Consider the following 15,088-nt stretch of genomic DNA (forward strand, 5'->3'; position numbering starts at 1 on the left):
GGAGCGTATTCATGGCTGTAAGGTGATCGGCATCTCCCCCCGGGCTGAGATTCCACGATGGAACGACAGGAAAGGTGCGGCCGATGCGTATTCGGGGCTTTGCGCCGGCGACACCCTGCTGGGTCGAGCTGGCGAGTGCTGATCCCGCTCGCGCGGCGGACTTCTACGCCGGGCTCTTCGGCTGGGAACCCGCCGGTGACCGCTTCAAGCTCGGCGGCCGGGCCGCGGCCGGGCTGACCCGCGCCCGCGCCGACCGGCCCGCCGGCTGGCTCACCTACCTGACCGAGCACAATCTCGAGGCGTCCATCACCCGGGTCCGCGAGGCCGGGGGCCGCCTGGTCAGCGAGCCGATCGAGGCCCGGGGCGGACGCTCGGCCCTGATCGCCGACCCGGCCGGCGCCCTGCTGGGCCTCTGGGAGAGCGCGGGCTTCACCGGCGCCCAGGTCGGCGGGGAGCCGGGCACGATGACGTTCCCGGAGCTGCTCACCGACGACGCGGAGGCCGCGGCCCGGTTCTACGGCCAGGCGTTCGGCTGGCTGCTGCGCGACGAGTACGGCAGCGACGGCACCCGCGGCGAGTGGATCACCACGGCTCACGACGCGATGGCCGGCCTGGCCCCGAGCCGCGGCGGCAGCTGGTGGCGCGCGGCGTTCCAGGTGGCCGACTGCGCGGCGACCATGCAGACGTGCCGCGACCTCGGCGGCGGCGTCATCTCCGGGCCGACCGACATGGGCTTCGGCAGCTACGCGGAGCTGCTGGACCCGTGGGGCGTGCCGTTCGCGGTGGCGGCCCCGGCGGCCCTCCCGGTGGAACTCAGCATGTCGTTCACCCCCACGGCAGGCATGGAGTTGACATTCGGGGGGTAGTAGAACGCCTGTTCGAGAATTCGAGGAGGCAAGGCCATGGCGAATACCGACCAGGATCCGGCGTCGAACACGATCAAGGATCCGGCCGACTGGACCACCGGTGACGAGCCGGCGACCGGCGCCCAGCAGTCATACCTGCACACGCTGGCCTCGGAGGCCAGTGAGGAAGTGCCGGACGACCTGACGAAGGCCGAGGCGTCCCAGCGCATCGACGAGCTCCAGGAGAAGACCGGCCGCGGCCAGTAGGCCACCGCCACGACAAAGGCGCCGGGCATCCGCCCGGCGCCTTTTCGTATGCCCCGAGTGTCAACCGGAGTTGACACGAGCCTCGTGTCAACGTAAGTTGACAGCATGACCGAAGCAACCGATCTCGCCGCCGCCGCCGGCAGCGCCGATCCTCGGGTCGGCCTGCGGGCGGTCGTGGCGCTGCGCCGCCTCCTGGAGGGCCTCGAGCATCTCCAGGTGGCCAACGCGCGACGCAAGGGCTGGTCCTGGCAGGAGATCGCGGACGCCCTCGAGGTGACCCGCCAGGGCGTCCACAAGAAGCACGCCGGTCGCGTGCCCATGCAGGATCCACGGGAGGGCTGAGATGTTCGAGCGATTCACCCATGCCGCACGGGATGCCGTGATCCAGGCCCAGACGGAGGCCCGGGAGCTGCAGCAGAGCCCCATCGGCACCCAGCACGTGCTGATGGCCCTGCTGGCCGATCCCACCGGTCCGGTCGCCTCGGCGGGCGCGCTGACCACCAAGGGGGTCGACGCCCGGTTCGTCCGGGCCGAGGCGCACCGCCTGGCCGGGCCCGGCCCCGAGCCGAGCGTCCCGGTGACCGACACCGACGCGGAGGACGCGGCGGCCCTGAAGGCGATCGGCATCGACCTGGATGCCGTCCGCCGGGCGATCGAGGAGAACTTCGGCCCCGGCGCGCTGCAGCTGCCCGTGGCCACGGCTCCGAAGCGCCGCGGCCTGCTGCGCCGGTCCCGCCCCGGCACCCGCACCCGCGGGCACATCCCGTTCTCACCGCGCAGCAAGAAAGTGCTGGAGCTCTCCCTGCGCGAGGCACTCCGGCTCAAGCACAACTTCATCGCGCCGGAACACATCATGCTGGGCATCCTGCGCGAGGGTCAGGGGCTGGCCGTGCAGATCCTCACCGCCGCCGGGGTGGATCAGCAACGGTTCCGCGAGGAGGTCACCCGGTCGTTGAAGAACCAGGCGGCATGATCCCGGCGGGAACTTCACCAGCTCCGCGGTGGAGTTCCCGTCCCGGGTCCGCGCGTACCCCACCAGCGGGTATCCGACGGCCGGAGGGAACGACGGGCCGGGCCGGGCGCCGGCGGGCCGGGCCTCATCAGCTCCGGCGCGCCCCCGGCGGCCGCCCGCCGCCCGCCGGCGCAACCAGCCGTTACTCCCGCCCCGCAGGCCAGCAGGGTGGGCGTGGACGTCGCACAACCGCTCATCCTGTCACCCCCGCCGCACGATCGGACCGGCCATGACCCCACCTCCGGTGACCCGCCACCGGCGTGACCAGCGGCCCGGACTGCCACCAGAGCACACATCGCATCCCCGGGCAACGGCAATGCCGCAACCCGACTGTGACATCGGTGCCCCGGCCGGTCGGCAGGCCGACTGAAAGAGTCACCACCTGGGTAGAGACAGCCCGCTGACCGCTTGTGGGACCGCGCGGAGGAAAACGTGAACTATCGGGTCGAGTACAACGGCGAGGATCTCGAGCTCGCCACCCTGGACGCCGCGCTGGACAACGCGAAGCAGGCCATCGCCGCGGACATCGGACCGGTCAGCGGGTGGACCGTCGAGCACGACGAGTCGATCAACGACTGGTTCGTGCAAGGAGTGATCAACGGCGAGGCGGTCGGGGCGACCGCGGTGGTCACCGGTCCGGAGCCGATGATGACCGCGCAGACCTATCCACGGCATGCGCCGGCCGGCAACGACGACGTCGCCCGGCGCCGGGTCTTCACCGGGTCGACGCCGGCCGACGCGCTCGGCATGGCGGCGAACTGGCTGGCCGGGCGCCCGGAGGTGGTCGCCGTCGACGACCTGGGCTGGCGTCCCGGGCGCGACGGCTATGAGCTGCGGGTCTACTACCGCAGCTGACCGAGCTTGGCGTAGAGCAGCCGGTCGCGCCAGGCGCCGCGGATCAGGAAGTGGTCGCGCAGACGGCCCTCCCGGGTCATGCCGATCTTCTCCAGCACCCGGGCCGAGGCGGCGTTCTCCGGATCACACGTCGCGGCGATCCGGTGCAGGCCGCCGCCGGTCAGGCCGAAGTCCAGCAGCGCCTGCGCCGCCTCGGTCGCGTACCCCTGGCCCTGGGCCGCCGGTGCGATCACATAGCCCATCGTGCCGCGCCGGTGTTCCGGGCTCTCGATGTGCAGTTCGGCCGAGCCGATGAGCATGTCGTCCGTCCGCCGGACGACCGCGAACTTCCAGGTCCGGCGCGGGGTCGCCCGGTCCGATGCCAGGGCGTGGGCGAGAAAGATCCCGGTCTCCTCCGGCGTGTTCGGACCCAGTCCATCCACCGCACGACCTCCGGGTCACCGGCGATCGCGTGCAGCGCCGCGTGGTCGCCGGCGCGGAACGGGCGCAGCAGCAGCCGCGCGGTGCTCAGGTCCATCGCGCGATTATCGCCGGTCCCGCCGGGTCGTTCAGCGCAACGCGTAAGCACTGGACCGGGCGTCCCGGGCGCTGGCTGAATGAGGTGATGACGCGCGCCGCCTACGACGAGATCGCCGACTGGTACGAGTCCGACTTCATCCGCTCCCAGTCCACCGAGGACGATCCGCTGGGCGTGCACGACGCGCTGCGTGAGCTGCTCGGCCCCGGCACCGGCCGGTGTCTCGAGATCGGCTGTGGCACCGGCGTCTACGCCCCCGCGGTCCGCCGGCTGGGCCGTACGCCCATCGGTGTGGATCTCTCCGCCGGGATGCTGCGGCACGCGGCCGGCCGGCTCCCGGTCGCGCGCGGCGACGCCACCCGGCTGCCGTTCGCCGACGCCTCGGTGCCCGCGGTCATCGCGATGATGGTGCACACCGACATGCCCGGCTACCCGGCCGTGCTGCGCGAGGTGCGCCGGGTGCTCGCTCCCGGCGGCGTGTTCGTGCACGTCGGCGTGCATCCGTGCTTCTGCGGCGCGTTCGCCGACCGGTCCGACCCGGCCGCCACCGTGATCCGCCCCGGCTACCGCGAGCGCGGCTTCAGCCGCGACTCCTGGACCAGCCAGGGCGTGCGCGACAAGGTCGGCGCCATGCACTTCCCGCTGGCGGATCTGCTCGGCGCGTTCGTCGCCGCCGGGCTGACCGCGGACGGGTTCGCCGAGGGCGGCACGCCGACGCCGATCACCTTCTCAGTGCGGGCGCGCTGACCACTCGGCCAGCGCGGTCTCGCTGGTGACGTGGTCCAGCGCCAGGACGGCGGCGCCGTGCAGCGCGCCGTCGTCGCCGTGGACGGCATCGACCACCGGCGGCGGCTGTCCACGATGGAACGCCATCAACCCGCCGGTGTAGGCGGCGGCGAAGACCTCCGGGGCGGCCGCGCGCAGCGGAGCGGCCAGCCCGCCCAGCGTGACCACGTCCGGGTCGTGCACGTTGACCAGGCCGCCGATGCCCGCGCCGAGCGCACCCGCGACAGCCTCCAGGGCCTGGCGGGTGGCGGTGTCGCGCGGCGCGCGGTCCAGGAGCTGCCGGGCGAACCCGCGAGGGTCGGCCGGGGCGGGCAGGCCGAGGTGCCGGGCCAGGGCGCGGCCGTCGATCTCGAGATCCCAGCAGCCGCGCGACCCGCACGGACAGGGCAGAGACCGGTTCCCGTACGGCTGATGGCCGTACTCACCCGCAGCACCGTGCGCCCCGGTCGACGGCTGCCCGTCCACCGTGAACGCCCCGCCGATGCCGACCTCGACCATGAGGTGCAACGCCGCCCGCGCCCCCACCGCAGCCCCGGTGCGGGCCTCGGCGAGCCCGGCGAGCGTGGCATCGTTGCCGGGCAGCAGCGGCACTGTGCCACCCGCGGTCAGCGCGGTCAGGTCGACGTCCCGCCAGCCGAGGGTGGCGGACTGGGCGAGCCGGCCGTCGTGGATCGACCCGGCCACGGCCAGGGCGACCGCGCGCAGCCGGTGCCCGTAGCGGTCGCGCACAGCGGCGATCACCCGGCGGATGTCCGCGAGCACGGTCTCCGGGTCCCGGCTGACGTGCCGGGAGCCGGTGACGTCACGCAGGCCCCCGTCGACCCCGGCGACCGCGTGCCGCCAGTCCGCCATACGGAGGTCGATCGCCAGCACGACCGGACCGTCGGGGTGGGCGCCGAGCACGGTGGTCGGCCGTCCTCGGCCCTGCGGCGGGGCGGGCGCCTCGGCGAGCAGGCTCAGCGCCCGCATCCGGCCGGTGAGCTCGGTGGCCAGGCCGCTGCTGAGCTGCAGGTCCTGGGCCAGGGCGGCACGGGTCGCACCCGGGTGCAGGCGCAGCCAGGCGAGCACCTGGGACGCGGTGTGCCAACGGCTCTCCTGGGCGCGGCGACGGACGGGGCTTGCCATGACGGGGGTTCACCACCTTATGCTCGTACCACGAGGATAATGGAGGACGGCGTGGACCTGACCATCATCGAGGCGGTGCTCTTCGACATGGACGGCACCCTGGTCGATTCCGACGCGGCCGTCGAACGTGCCTGGCGGGTGTGGGCCGCCGAGTACGCCGCGGACCCGGCCGCCGTGCTGGCCGTCGCGCACGGTGCACCGGCTGAGCGTACGGTCCGGTTGATCCGCCCGGACCTCACCGAGGCCGGCGTCGCGCAGGCCGCGGCCCGGCAGCTGAGCCTGCAGTACGACGACCTGTCCGACGTCGTGGCCACCCCCGGCACACCCGAGCTGCTGGCCGCGCTGCGGCTGCCGTGGGCGGTGGTGACCAGCGCGGACGTCCGGCTGGCCAAGGCCCGGCTGGGTGCCGCCGGCATCACGCCGCCGCTGCTGATCACCGTCGAGGACATCCGGGCCGGCAAACCCGACCCGGAGGGCTACCTGCGCGCGGCCGAGCTGCTGGGCGTCGCTCCGGAGCGTTGCCTGGTGGTCGAGGACGCGGAGGTCGGCGTCACCGCCGGCCGGGCCGCCGGAGCTCAGGTGGCCGCGCTCAAGGGCGTCGACGGCGACCTGTCGATCGCCGATCTCGGCACTCTCACCGGGCTACTGGCCGCGGCGGGCAAAGCGCGCGCCTGACCGGGCCGCCACCGCGCCTGCACCGCTCGAGCGGCCTGTGCCCGGCGGGCGCCCTCGCCGTCGGGCAGGCGGTGGCCGACGAGACTCCTCGCCATCGGGTGGCGGTGCCCCGCGGGCGCCCTCGCCGCCGGGTGGGCTCGCCCCGGCCGAAGTCTCCCGGTCGCGGGCGACACCACCGACCGCACCACCCGAGCCAGCGGAGGAAATACCCGCATGGACAGCAACGTCAGGCAGGCCGGGATCGCGCAGGCGGCCCTCGGCTATGCGATCACCGCACTCGGCGCATGTCTCGTCCTGCTGGCCGGCGACTTCGGCGTGCCCCCGGAGGACCTGGCGTGGCTGCCCGCCACGTTCGGCTTCGGCCTGCTGGCCATGGCACCGGCCGGGCCGTTGCTGCTGCGGAACAGCCCGCGCCCGGCCCTCGTCGGTGGCTCACTGGCCGTCGCGGCCGGAGCGACCCTGCTCGCCCTCGCGCCCGTTCCGGCCGTGGCGGTCGCCGGCGCCCTGCTGCTGGGCGCCGGAGGCGCGGCGTTCGCCCTGGTCACCCCGGCGCTGCTGGCCGGGGCGCAGGCGGCGGTGCAGCTCACCAAGGTCAACGCCGCGTCCAGCACCGCGGCGGTGCTGGCCCCGGCGGCGATCGGCGGGCTCAACGCCACCGGCGTGGTCAGCGGGCGGCTGGCGCTGCTGGCCGTCGTACCCCCGTTGGTCTTCCTGGCCGCGACCGCCCGCCCGGCGGCGGCTGAGTCCGGGCGGGAACGGAGCGCCCGCCCCTCGCCCGGCGTGGTGTCGCGGCGCTGGGGCGTCGTGGTGCTGGCCGTGGCGGTCGAGTTCTGCTTCACCATCTGGGCCGTGGCCCGGCTCGCCGCCGCCGGCCTGGCCCCCGGAACCGCCGCCGCGCTCGGCACGGCGTTCCCGATCGGCATGGCGCTCGGCCGGCTGGCGGGCCCGGCCCTGATCCGCCGGATCCCGGTGGTGCCGATCGGAGCCGTGACCACCGCGGCGGGCGCGCTGGTGGTCGTCGCGGCCGACGGCGCGGCCGCGATCACCGCGGGCCTGGTGGTGGCCGGCGCGGGCGTGGCGACCCTCTACCCGGTCGCCCTGGCCGGCCTGGTCGCCACCCCCCGGCTGAGCGCCACGCACGCCGCGTCGCTGGCGCGCTGGCTTCCGGTACGGCCATCCTGGCGGCCCCGGCGGCGCTGGCCCGGCTGGCCGACGTGGTGGATCTGCGGCTCGCCTTCCTGATCACTCTCCCCCTGCTGGGCGCCCTGCTCCTGCTGCGCCGCCGGTGACGACGGCCACGGCCGCACCCCTGGTATTTAAGATTTGAAGGAGTATGGTTCTGGGCATGGCCGAACCGCTCAGCGAGACCCAGCAGGCCGCCTGGCGCGCCTTCGTGGAGAGCAGCTGGGCGCTGCACAACCGCCTCGAGGACGACCTGCGCGCCGATACCGGCCTGAGCATGGCCGACTACCACGTGCTGGTCGTGCTGTCCGAGGCGTCGGAACACCGGCTGCGGATGGGAGAGCTGGCCGGCCGCCTGGTCTTCTCGCCCAGCCGGTGCACGTACCAGATCACCACCATGGTCAAGCGCGGCCTGGTCCGTAAGCAGAGCTGTTCCGACGACGGCCGCGGCCAGGAGGCCGTGCTGACCGACGCCGGCCTGGCCGCGCTGACCGCCGCCGCGCCGCTGCATCTCGCCACCGTGCGGGAGACGTTCATCGACGACCTCGACGACGCCGAGCTCGCCACCATCACCCGCGTCTTCGGGCGCCTGGGTCCGCGACTGCGCACGCAGCCGCTCGCAGTCTGAGGAGAAGACCATGCCAGCGATCACCGTCGACGACGTCCTGGTCCTGCCGCGCGTGCCGCAGCTCGACCCGGCCACCACCGGCTACCGGCCGGTGCGCCGCCTGACCACCGCTCCGTCCGGCTACGAGGGCGAGGGCTTCCCGGTCCGGCGCGCCTTCGCGGGCGTGCCGACGAACGAGCTCGACCCGTTCATCCACCTCGACCAGATGGGCGAGGTCGACTACGCGCCGGGCGAGCCCAAGGGCACCCCGTGGCACCCGCACCGCGGCTTCGAGACCGTCACCTACATGATCGACGGCACCATGGACCACCAGGACTCCCTCGGTGGCGGCGGCACGATCACCAACGGCGACACCCAGTGGATGACCGCGGGCGGCGGCATCCTGCACATCGAGGCCCCGCCGGAGAAGCTGGTCACCAGCGGCGGGCTCTTCCACGGCCTGCAGCTCTGGGTCAACCTGCCCCGCGCGGCCAAGATGATCGCCCCGAAGTACCAGGACATCCGCGGCCGCGAATCGACCCTGCTGACCACCCCGGACGGCGGCAGCCTGATCCGCGTGATCGCCGGCGAGGTCGCCGGGCACGCCGGCCCCGGCTCGACGTTCACCCCGATCAACCTGGCCCACGTCACGCTGCAGCCGGGCGCCCAGCTCGATCTGCCGTGGCAGCCCGATTACAACGCCCTGGTCTACGTGCTGGCCGGCCGCGGCACGGTCGGCGTGGAGCAGCGCCCGATCCAGATCGGCCAGCTGGCGGCCCACGGCGCCGGCGACGCGATCCGGGTGAACGCGGACAGGAACCAGGACTCGAACATCCCGGCGATGGAGCTGTTCATCCTGGGCGGCCGGCCGATCCGCGAGCCGGTGGCGCACTACGGGCCGTTCGTGATGAACACCCGCGAGGAGCTCATGCAGGCGTTCGAGGACTACCAGAAGGGCCGCCTGGGAGTGATCCCGGCGGAGCGCCTGCCGCACACCAGCTGACGCCGCACCGCGCGCGGCATCCCCGGCCGGGGGTGCCGCCCGCTCGTGCCCGGGCGCCGAGCCACAAACGCAGCAGCGGGTTTGCCCTCAACCGGTGAAGGACGAGGGACTGTCCTCCGCGAACCAGCCGACTCCGATGTGCTGCCGATGGTGCCTCGGCTGCTCGGCCTCGTCGATCAGCGCTATCGCCAGGTCGGCGTAAGAGATCCGGGACCCGGCGTCCGCGGCCGTCACCCGGTAGCGGCCGAGGCGCGGGCCGTCGTGGTCGAAGTCGCCGGCCGGGCTGACCACCGCCCAGTCCCCGTCGAGGGCGGCGACCCCGGCCGCGTGGGCGAGGTAGAAGTCCCGCCACTCCTGCGGGTAACCCGCGGTGTCCATCAGCAACGTGCCGTCCGCGGTGGGGAGCACGCTGGCCAGCCCCACCACCACGATCCGCCGGGCGCCGGCCGCCGTGAGGGACTGCGCCGCCCGGACGAAGAAGTCGGCACCGCTCTGGTGGACCGCGCTGATCACCGCGTCGGCACCGTCGGCGTGGGCCGCGGCGTCCAGCACGTCGCCGGCCACCACCCGCGCATCCGGCGGCCCCTGGTAGCGCGAGACGTCACGGACCACCGCGGTCACGTCATGGCCGCGCGTGAGGGCCTCGGCCACAGCGGTACGCCCGGCCCGGCCACCAGCTCCGAAGATCACGATTCTGCTCATGGCGGGGACGCTATGCGGGCAGCCGGTATCCCCCGGGATACCGGCCGGGCCGTTACCGTGGACGGATGCGTGCGCCGCTGGAGCCGGACATGTTCGATCCGGTCTGCCCGTCGACCCTGAGCCCGATCCGCTTCGGTGACAAGTGGACGGGCATGGTCATCCGTTGCCTGCAGGACGGGCCCCGGCGCTTCTCGGAGCTGCGGGTGCCGCTGCCCGGGGTCACCGCACGGACCCTGACCCGCTCGCTGCGCGCACTCGAACGCGACGGGCTGATCTGCCGGGCCGGCGGTCACGGCTACGCGCTGACGCCGCTGGGCCGCAGCATGCTGGAGCCCATGGACGCCGCCTGCGCCTGGGCCCGCGAGCACTGGGACGAGCTCATCGACGCCCGCGAGGCCGGCGTGGCCGGCGTGGGCCCGCGGTAAGGCCAGACGTCAGCCCGCCACGGGGGCGGCCGTTCCGTTGGCGGCGACCGCCTTCGCCAGTAGTGCCGGATCGGCCAGCGTGGCGGGGTGACGCAGCATGTACGAGACGCTGTTGAACGCGCGTGTGACGTCCCCGTCGACGAGGGTGGCGGCCGCGATCTGTTCCATGGCCCACCGCTGCTGCCGTACGTCGTCCGGCACCTCGGTACCGTGCAGAGCGTCGAGGCGGGCGGCGTCGCCCCCGGCGGAGACCGCCCAGGCGGCGTCCACGACCACCTGCTGCAGACGGAAGAACTCCCGGGCGGCCGTGCCGAGATCGGGGCCGTCGGCGAGATACGACGCCAGGCAGGAGGCGTGCAGCGCGGCGGAGCTCAGACCCTGGCCGTAGATCGGGTTGAACGACGCCACGGCGTCCCCCACGCTGACCAGGCGTGCGGGAAAGCGGACCGCTCCGGTGAAGTCGCGCCGCCGGCTTTCGGCCTGGTGGTAGGTCATCACGTCGCCGATGACGGCGCCGGCGGTCGCTGTGGCGAAAACCGGGGGCAGCTTGGTGCAGATCTCACGGAACTCACCGATTGTCCGGCCGGGCCGGCTGTCGCCGTAGCCCATCAGCATGACGATCCACTGCCGGCCCTCGATCGGCTGCACCGCTGCGACGGACACCCCGCTCGAAGGGTATTCCGGCGTGAAGAGCGCCAGAGCGCCGGGTGTCTCCAGATCGGCCACCTTCGCCGGCCGGGCGAACCGGGCCGTCGCGTAGTTGACCGGGGCTTCCAGCCGCTCGATCCGGGGCTGGTCGTAGCCGCTGCCTTTGAGCCAGTTGGACAGTCTGCTCGATCGTCCCATGGCATCCACGACGAAGTCCGCGTCGAGCACCCCCTCGCTCCTGCCGCCCTGTCCCCCGCCAGCGCCGGCGTCGTAGCGGACGCCGCTGACAGCGTCGTCGCGGTACTGCAAGCCGGTCGCATGTCCACGCAGGACCGACACGTTGGGCAGCGACGTGATCCTGTTCCGGAGCAAGGCTTCCAGCAGGGGGCGACCGACCGCGAGCAAATGGTGACCCTCGCCGTCCGGCGCCTGGGGCACGCCGTTGATCACGGTGGTTCCCTGGTCGGCAACCAAGGATGCACCGCGATCCTGGGCCTGCCTCGTCGTCCCCGGTACCCACCGCTCCAACCACCGCTGACCGACCGGGAGCAGCGTGTGCACCTGCTGGTCCTGAGGCACACCGGGACGCGACCCGGTCTCCGCCGAGGTGTCGTCGGGCTCGATGACGACGACCCGGCGGGCGCGGTCCGACAGCACCCGGGCCGCCATGAGACCCGCGATGCTCCCACCGAGGACACACGCTGTGTCGAACAGCACGGGCACGTCGCCGGGCGGGCCGGCGTGAACGAGCTTCTCGTAGCGGGAGACCATGGACTCGGTCATGAACCTGCTCCTGTGATGAGGGAAGGGCACTCGAGCGCGCTGCGTGGTTGCCGCTCGCGGGCCGCCGATTCGCCAATCCTGCGGGTCCCGGCCGTCGCCGTCTTGTCCCGGCCGGCCAGACATCGTGTACGTCCGTGCCTACGGGCCTCAACGCTCACCGGCGCCGCGGCCGGGCGCTCGTACCCTGTTGCGGTGGACAGCGCTGTTGGTACGTCTCCTTGGCGGGTGGGCGGGGGTTCGCCACCCGTCGTCGACATCGCCGTGCCCTGTGCCGACGAGAGCCGGAATCACGTGCTGCTCGCCGAGTGGCGACGCCAGGGGGGTGAGTCGTTGCCCATGCCCCGCCTGACGCTGCCGCGGTACGAGGAAGGGGCGTACCGAGTCCGTATCCGGGCCCAGAGCATGCTGGATATCCCGATCGAGGATCAGTACAGCGACGCGGTCGCCGGGGCTACCGGCGGTCCGGGCGGGCACCACGGGGACCGGATCGTCACGCACGTCACGCTCAGCGGCGAGTGGAAATTCGCCTCACGCAACCAGCAGGCCAGGGTGGGAGCCGGGACGATGGGTGTCTACCGGAACCAAGTGTCCTGGGACTTCGAGGTCGCACGCGGTACGCGCGCCATCGCCGTGGGTCTGCCGGCGAACGCGCTCCGCTTCCCGTCCAACACTCTGGCCGTCACCGCCGAGCAGGCGTCTCCCGCCGCCCGGCTGTTGCTCTCCCAGCTCCGTCTCTTCGCGGAGGTGTCGGACGAACTGGGAACCGCAGCCGCCACGACGGCGCGTGACGCGACGGTCGAGCTGTTCCAAGGACTGCTGGACGACCAGGTCATTGACGATGACCACGTCGCGCCGGCGCTGTGGCGAGCGGCAGCGGGGTACATCGAGGACCGGCTGCTCGACGATCCCGACCTGAGTCCCCGAGTTGTCGCGGAGGCACTCCACGTGTCCGTCCGCACGCTCTACCGCGTGTTCGCCCAGCAGTCCTCGTCTTCGATCATGGCGTACGTCCGAGAACGACGCCTGGACCGGGCCCGGGCGGAACTCGTCTCCACGCGCTTGACCGTGTCGGAACTGGCTGCTCGGTGGCACTTCGCCGACGGCAGCCACTTCGTCAAGGCGTACAAGAGGTATTTCGGCGAGACTCCGACCGCCAGCCGGCGGCGCTGACGAGGCCGGCCGGCCCGCTTCCGCCATGGCCGCGGCGAGGCGGGCGAGCTCGGCCGGGTGAGCCAGGTGGGAAAAATGACTCCCGGACAGGACGGTGACAGCGGCCTTCGGCGCCAGGGAAGCCAGCCAGTTCCGGTACGAGGCGGGTGGCTCTTCGGAGGTCACCCAGTGGTAAGCGACGCCCCGGTCGCTGATCGCGCGGAGATCGGCCTCGCGGGCGGCGCGGATCTCGTCATCGGTGCCATGCAGGATCTCGTCCCAGTAGCCGAGCAGCAGCTCGGGTCGCGGGTCCGTGGCGGTCTCCACGATGGCGCGGGCCTCGGGAGGCAGGTCGGCGATGCCCATGCCGGCCAGGAACCGGTCCCAGACCGTACGCCAGTCGGGGCGAGCGCAAGGTGGGCTCGGCGGCGCGGACGGCGGCGCCGAGCGGGCCGAGCAGCAACGGCTGGTCCAGGTTCAGCACGCCGCGAACGGGGTAGCGGGCCGCGTAGGCCGTGGCGATCACCGCGGCCACCGAATGGCCCACCAGAACCGGCGTGGTGTCAGCCGGCACCTGGTCGTGCACCGCTTCGGCGATGTCGGCCAGCCGGTATCGCGGGCGAAGTGGCGGCGTTGTGCGCCTCACAGCCGCCAGCGCCCCGGACCACCGGGCATCGGGCGGTCTTCCCCGAGCCCGCCGGGCCGACGATCGCCAGGACGCCGCCGCGGTGGGCCAGGCGCTCCAGCGCGGCCAACTCGCGTCGCCGCCCGATCAGTGCCACGGATCAGAGGCTGGGCGCCTGTGCCGCCCGACCGTCACCGACCCGGCAACGCGTGGTCGGGCCGGTCAGTTCGGGAACGACTTGGGGTCGACGTCGCTGGTCGAGGCGTTGCCGCCGATCACCGGGGTCAGCGTGATCGTCCAGATCGAGGCCGAGAACGACGTCGTGCTGAACTTGAACGTGTCGTCGAACTTGCTGAACGAGCAGTCCCGGGTGAAGCCCTTGCGGCCCTTGTCCCAGTCCTCACCCGAGGCCGTGTAGACGCGGTACGTGCCGTCGCGCACGCCCTTGGCGGTGAAGGTGCCGCCGCCGCGTACGTACACCGTCAGGACCGGCTTCTTCTTGCCCTTGACCGGGACCAGGCTGACCGTGGTGTCGTCCGCGCCGTTCTTGATCTTCAGGTGGCCGGAGCCGCCGGTGCTCGACCGGGTGATGAACGTGCCGTTTTTGAGCCGGCGCTTGGTCTCCTTGGGTGCCGCCGGAAGCCACGTGCCGAACTTGTACTTGGGGTCGGCGGCGGCGAGCTTCCTGGCGTCCTCGCGGATGCCGTCGGCCCAGCCGGACTGCAGCACCGACGCCCACGGCGAGGCGGCCGGGCATTCCTGCTTGGCCGAGGCGGACTCGTCGACCATGTCGCCGAGGCTCTCCAGCTCGAGGGTGAGCTGGCCGTGCGCGGACGCCGCGCCGGCGGGCGGCCGGGTGGCCCGCAGCTTGTCGGCCTCGGCGCGGATCGTGGTCGCGGCCGCGGGCGCCGCCTTGGCGAAGGCGGCGCTGTCGGCGGTGTTGAGCTTGCGGAAGCTCGTCCCGATCGCCGCGTCGGAGGCCGCCAGCACCTGGCCGTACTCCTCCGGGGTGAGCGGGGTGGCGGCCGTGGGACCGGCGCTGCCGGCGGTCGCGGCGACGCCGTTGCGGTTTCCGGCCTGCGGGCTGTCATCGTCGCCGCTGAACACCCGGACGATCCCGCAGCAGCCGAGGGCGAGCAGCACGACGAGGCTGCCGCCGATCACGGCGTTGCGCTTGTTGTTACGCGGCGCGGCCTGCGGCGGCCCGGCGAACGCCTGCGGCTGGCCGGGGAACGGCTGACCCGGGAACGGCTGGCCGGGGAAACCCTGGCCGGGGTGGGCCTGGCCGGGATGCGGCTGGCCCGGATGGGGCTGGCCGGGGAACGGCGGCTGACCCGGGTAGGGCTGACCGGGCGGCGGGTAGCCCGGCCCGGACGCCGGAGCACCCGGGTAGGGCTGCGGCGGGGGGAACGGCGACGACACCCGGATGGTCACGGCGACGTTGCCGGCGGTCGGGCTCTGCACCCAGACCACCGCCCCGTCGACGGTGCCGGGCGGCACCACCACGTTGAGCGGGCCGTGCGTCGGCGACCAGACGGTCCTGCTCGTCCCGGCGGCTGCCTCCGCCTGCGGGACCTCGACCACTGCGCTGCTGTACCCCGGATCCCCCGTCATGGCGACGAGTATGGGCCAGGCGCGCCAACCGGCGCTGCCCCATATCCGTCAGCTGCGGCAACGGTTCGGTATCGGCAGCTCAGGACATCAGCAGCATCGCACCCACGCCGCAGAGCACCAGCAGGAGCATCGCGATGAGCAGTCCACGCTCCGAGGCGGCAGCGGCGTCGGCCGGGGTGGCGGTCGAGGTCAGGGGCTCAGTGGTCATGGAGTGTTTCCCATCTCACGGGGGGACGCGTGCTAAAGCGTGCGTTCGGCCGTCCGGGGG

17 protein-coding genes and 2 pseudogenes are annotated in these 15,088 nt (G+C 73.1%); 13 read left to right on the plus strand and 6 right to left on the minus strand.

The features are described from left to right. Window positions 1-83 precede the first annotated feature (83 nt). The 6 genes and pseudogenes from Aau02nite_RS23395 to Aau02nite_RS23415 all read left to right on the plus strand — a co-directional run bounded on the left by Aau02nite_RS23395 (window position 84) and on the right by Aau02nite_RS23415 (window position 2,979). Window positions 84-866, plus strand: coding sequence for a VOC family protein (locus Aau02nite_RS23395; protein ID WP_246595378.1), 783 nt, complete (start codon window positions 84-86; stop codon window positions 864-866). A 36-nt stretch (window positions 867-902) separates the two neighbouring features. Then, the gene (locus Aau02nite_RS23400) at window positions 903-1,112 is read left to right on the plus strand and encodes a DUF3072 domain-containing protein (RefSeq protein WP_212990686.1); all 210 of its coding nucleotides are present in this window, start codon (window positions 903-905) and stop codon (window positions 1,110-1,112) included. A 105-nt stretch (window positions 1,113-1,217) separates the two neighbouring features. Next, the gene (locus Aau02nite_RS23405) at window positions 1,218-1,454 is read left to right on the plus strand and encodes a hypothetical protein (protein ID WP_023560874.1); all 237 of its coding nucleotides are present in this window, start codon (window positions 1,218-1,220) and stop codon (window positions 1,452-1,454) included. A 1-nt stretch (window position 1,455) separates the two neighbouring features. Next, window positions 1,456-1,674: pseudogene (locus Aau02nite_RS48095) on the plus strand (Clp protease N-terminal domain-containing protein); the annotation flags it as partial. A 192-nt stretch (window positions 1,675-1,866) separates the two neighbouring features. After that, a pseudogene (locus Aau02nite_RS48100) lies at window positions 1,867-2,067 on the plus strand (Clp protease N-terminal domain-containing protein); the annotation flags it as partial. Between the two features lie 489 nt (window positions 2,068-2,556). After that, window positions 2,557-2,979, plus strand: a complete 423-nt coding sequence (locus tag Aau02nite_RS23415) for a hypothetical protein (RefSeq protein WP_212990688.1) — start codon at window positions 2,557-2,559, stop codon at window positions 2,977-2,979. On the opposite strand, the gene Aau02nite_RS23420 is transcribed toward Aau02nite_RS23415, so the two are convergent. Then, a complete protein-coding gene (locus Aau02nite_RS23420; RefSeq protein ID WP_307857939.1) occupies window positions 2,967-3,401 on the minus strand; it encodes a GNAT family N-acetyltransferase in 435 nt (144 codons plus the stop codon). The two genes, Aau02nite_RS23415 and Aau02nite_RS23420, sit on opposite strands and share 13 nt — an antisense overlap. A gap of 182 nt (window positions 3,402-3,583) precedes the next feature. Here Aau02nite_RS23420 and Aau02nite_RS23425 point away from each other — a divergent pair, with 182 nt between their 5' ends. Further along, window positions 3,584-4,243: a class I SAM-dependent methyltransferase gene (locus Aau02nite_RS23425; RefSeq protein WP_212990689.1), complete on the plus strand. Its 660-nt coding sequence runs from the start codon at window positions 3,584-3,586 to the stop codon at window positions 4,241-4,243. Here the strand turns inward: Aau02nite_RS23425 and Aau02nite_RS23430 are convergent. Then, window positions 4,226-5,407, minus strand: coding sequence for an ROK family protein (locus Aau02nite_RS23430; protein WP_212990690.1), 1,182 nt, complete (start codon window positions 5,405-5,407; stop codon window positions 4,226-4,228). The genes Aau02nite_RS23425 and Aau02nite_RS23430 overlap by 18 nt on opposite strands. A gap of 51 nt (window positions 5,408-5,458) precedes the next feature. On the opposite strand from Aau02nite_RS23430, the gene Aau02nite_RS23435 reads away from it, so the two are divergent. The 4 genes from Aau02nite_RS23435 to Aau02nite_RS23450 all read left to right on the plus strand — a co-directional run bounded on the left by Aau02nite_RS23435 (window position 5,459) and on the right by Aau02nite_RS23450 (window position 8,874). Next, window positions 5,459-6,082: an HAD-IA family hydrolase gene (locus tag Aau02nite_RS23435; RefSeq protein ID WP_212990691.1), complete on the plus strand. Its 624-nt coding sequence runs from the start codon at window positions 5,459-5,461 to the stop codon at window positions 6,080-6,082. A gap of 213 nt (window positions 6,083-6,295) precedes the next feature. Continuing rightward, window positions 6,296-7,324, plus strand: a complete 1,029-nt coding sequence (locus Aau02nite_RS23440) for a hypothetical protein (RefSeq protein ID WP_212990692.1) — start codon at window positions 6,296-6,298, stop codon at window positions 7,322-7,324. Window positions 7,325-7,427: 103 nt separating this feature from the next. After that, window positions 7,428-7,892, plus strand: a complete 465-nt coding sequence (locus Aau02nite_RS23445; RefSeq protein ID WP_212990693.1) for a MarR family winged helix-turn-helix transcriptional regulator — start codon at window positions 7,428-7,430, stop codon at window positions 7,890-7,892. 10 nt (window positions 7,893-7,902) lie between these two features. Beyond that, window positions 7,903-8,874 (plus strand): pirin family protein, encoded by a 972-nt coding sequence (locus tag Aau02nite_RS23450; RefSeq protein WP_212990694.1) that lies wholly within the window; start codon window positions 7,903-7,905, stop codon window positions 8,872-8,874. An 87-nt stretch (window positions 8,875-8,961) separates the two neighbouring features. Here the strand turns inward: Aau02nite_RS23450 and Aau02nite_RS23455 are convergent, their stop codons facing one another. Continuing rightward, window positions 8,962-9,576, minus strand: coding sequence for an NAD(P)-dependent oxidoreductase (locus Aau02nite_RS23455; protein ID WP_212990695.1), 615 nt, complete (start codon window positions 9,574-9,576; stop codon window positions 8,962-8,964). 65 nt (window positions 9,577-9,641) lie between these two features. Here Aau02nite_RS23455 and Aau02nite_RS23460 point away from each other — a divergent pair, with 65 nt between their 5' ends. Next, the gene (locus Aau02nite_RS23460; RefSeq protein ID WP_246595379.1) at window positions 9,642-10,001 is read left to right on the plus strand and encodes a winged helix-turn-helix transcriptional regulator; all 360 of its coding nucleotides are present in this window, start codon (window positions 9,642-9,644) and stop codon (window positions 9,999-10,001) included. 9 nt (window positions 10,002-10,010) lie between these two features. Here the strand turns inward: Aau02nite_RS23460 and Aau02nite_RS23465 are convergent, their stop codons facing one another. Next, window positions 10,011-11,432, minus strand: a complete 1,422-nt coding sequence (locus tag Aau02nite_RS23465; protein ID WP_212990696.1) for an FAD-dependent oxidoreductase — start codon at window positions 11,430-11,432, stop codon at window positions 10,011-10,013. Between the two features lie 192 nt (window positions 11,433-11,624). On the opposite strand from Aau02nite_RS23465, the gene Aau02nite_RS23470 reads away from it, so the two are divergent. Next, window positions 11,625-12,602, plus strand: a complete 978-nt coding sequence (locus tag Aau02nite_RS23470; RefSeq protein ID WP_212990697.1) for a helix-turn-helix transcriptional regulator — start codon at window positions 11,625-11,627, stop codon at window positions 12,600-12,602. 826 nt (window positions 12,603-13,428) lie between these two features. On the opposite strand, the gene Aau02nite_RS23475 is transcribed toward Aau02nite_RS23470, so the two are convergent. Together Aau02nite_RS23475 and Aau02nite_RS47440 are read right to left on the minus strand one after the other, a co-directional pair. After that, window positions 13,429-14,820 (minus strand): hypothetical protein, encoded by a 1,392-nt coding sequence (locus Aau02nite_RS23475; RefSeq protein WP_212990698.1) that lies wholly within the window; start codon window positions 14,818-14,820, stop codon window positions 13,429-13,431. Window positions 14,821-14,899: 79 nt separating this feature from the next. Beyond that, window positions 14,900-15,028, minus strand: a complete 129-nt coding sequence (locus tag Aau02nite_RS47440; RefSeq protein ID WP_281421014.1) for a hypothetical protein — start codon at window positions 15,026-15,028, stop codon at window positions 14,900-14,902. Window positions 15,029-15,088: the final 60 nt, after the last annotated feature.

Source organism: Actinoplanes auranticolor, assembly GCF_018332655.1.
Classification (GTDB): Bacteria; Actinomycetota; Actinomycetes; order Mycobacteriales; family Micromonosporaceae; genus Actinoplanes; species Actinoplanes auranticolor.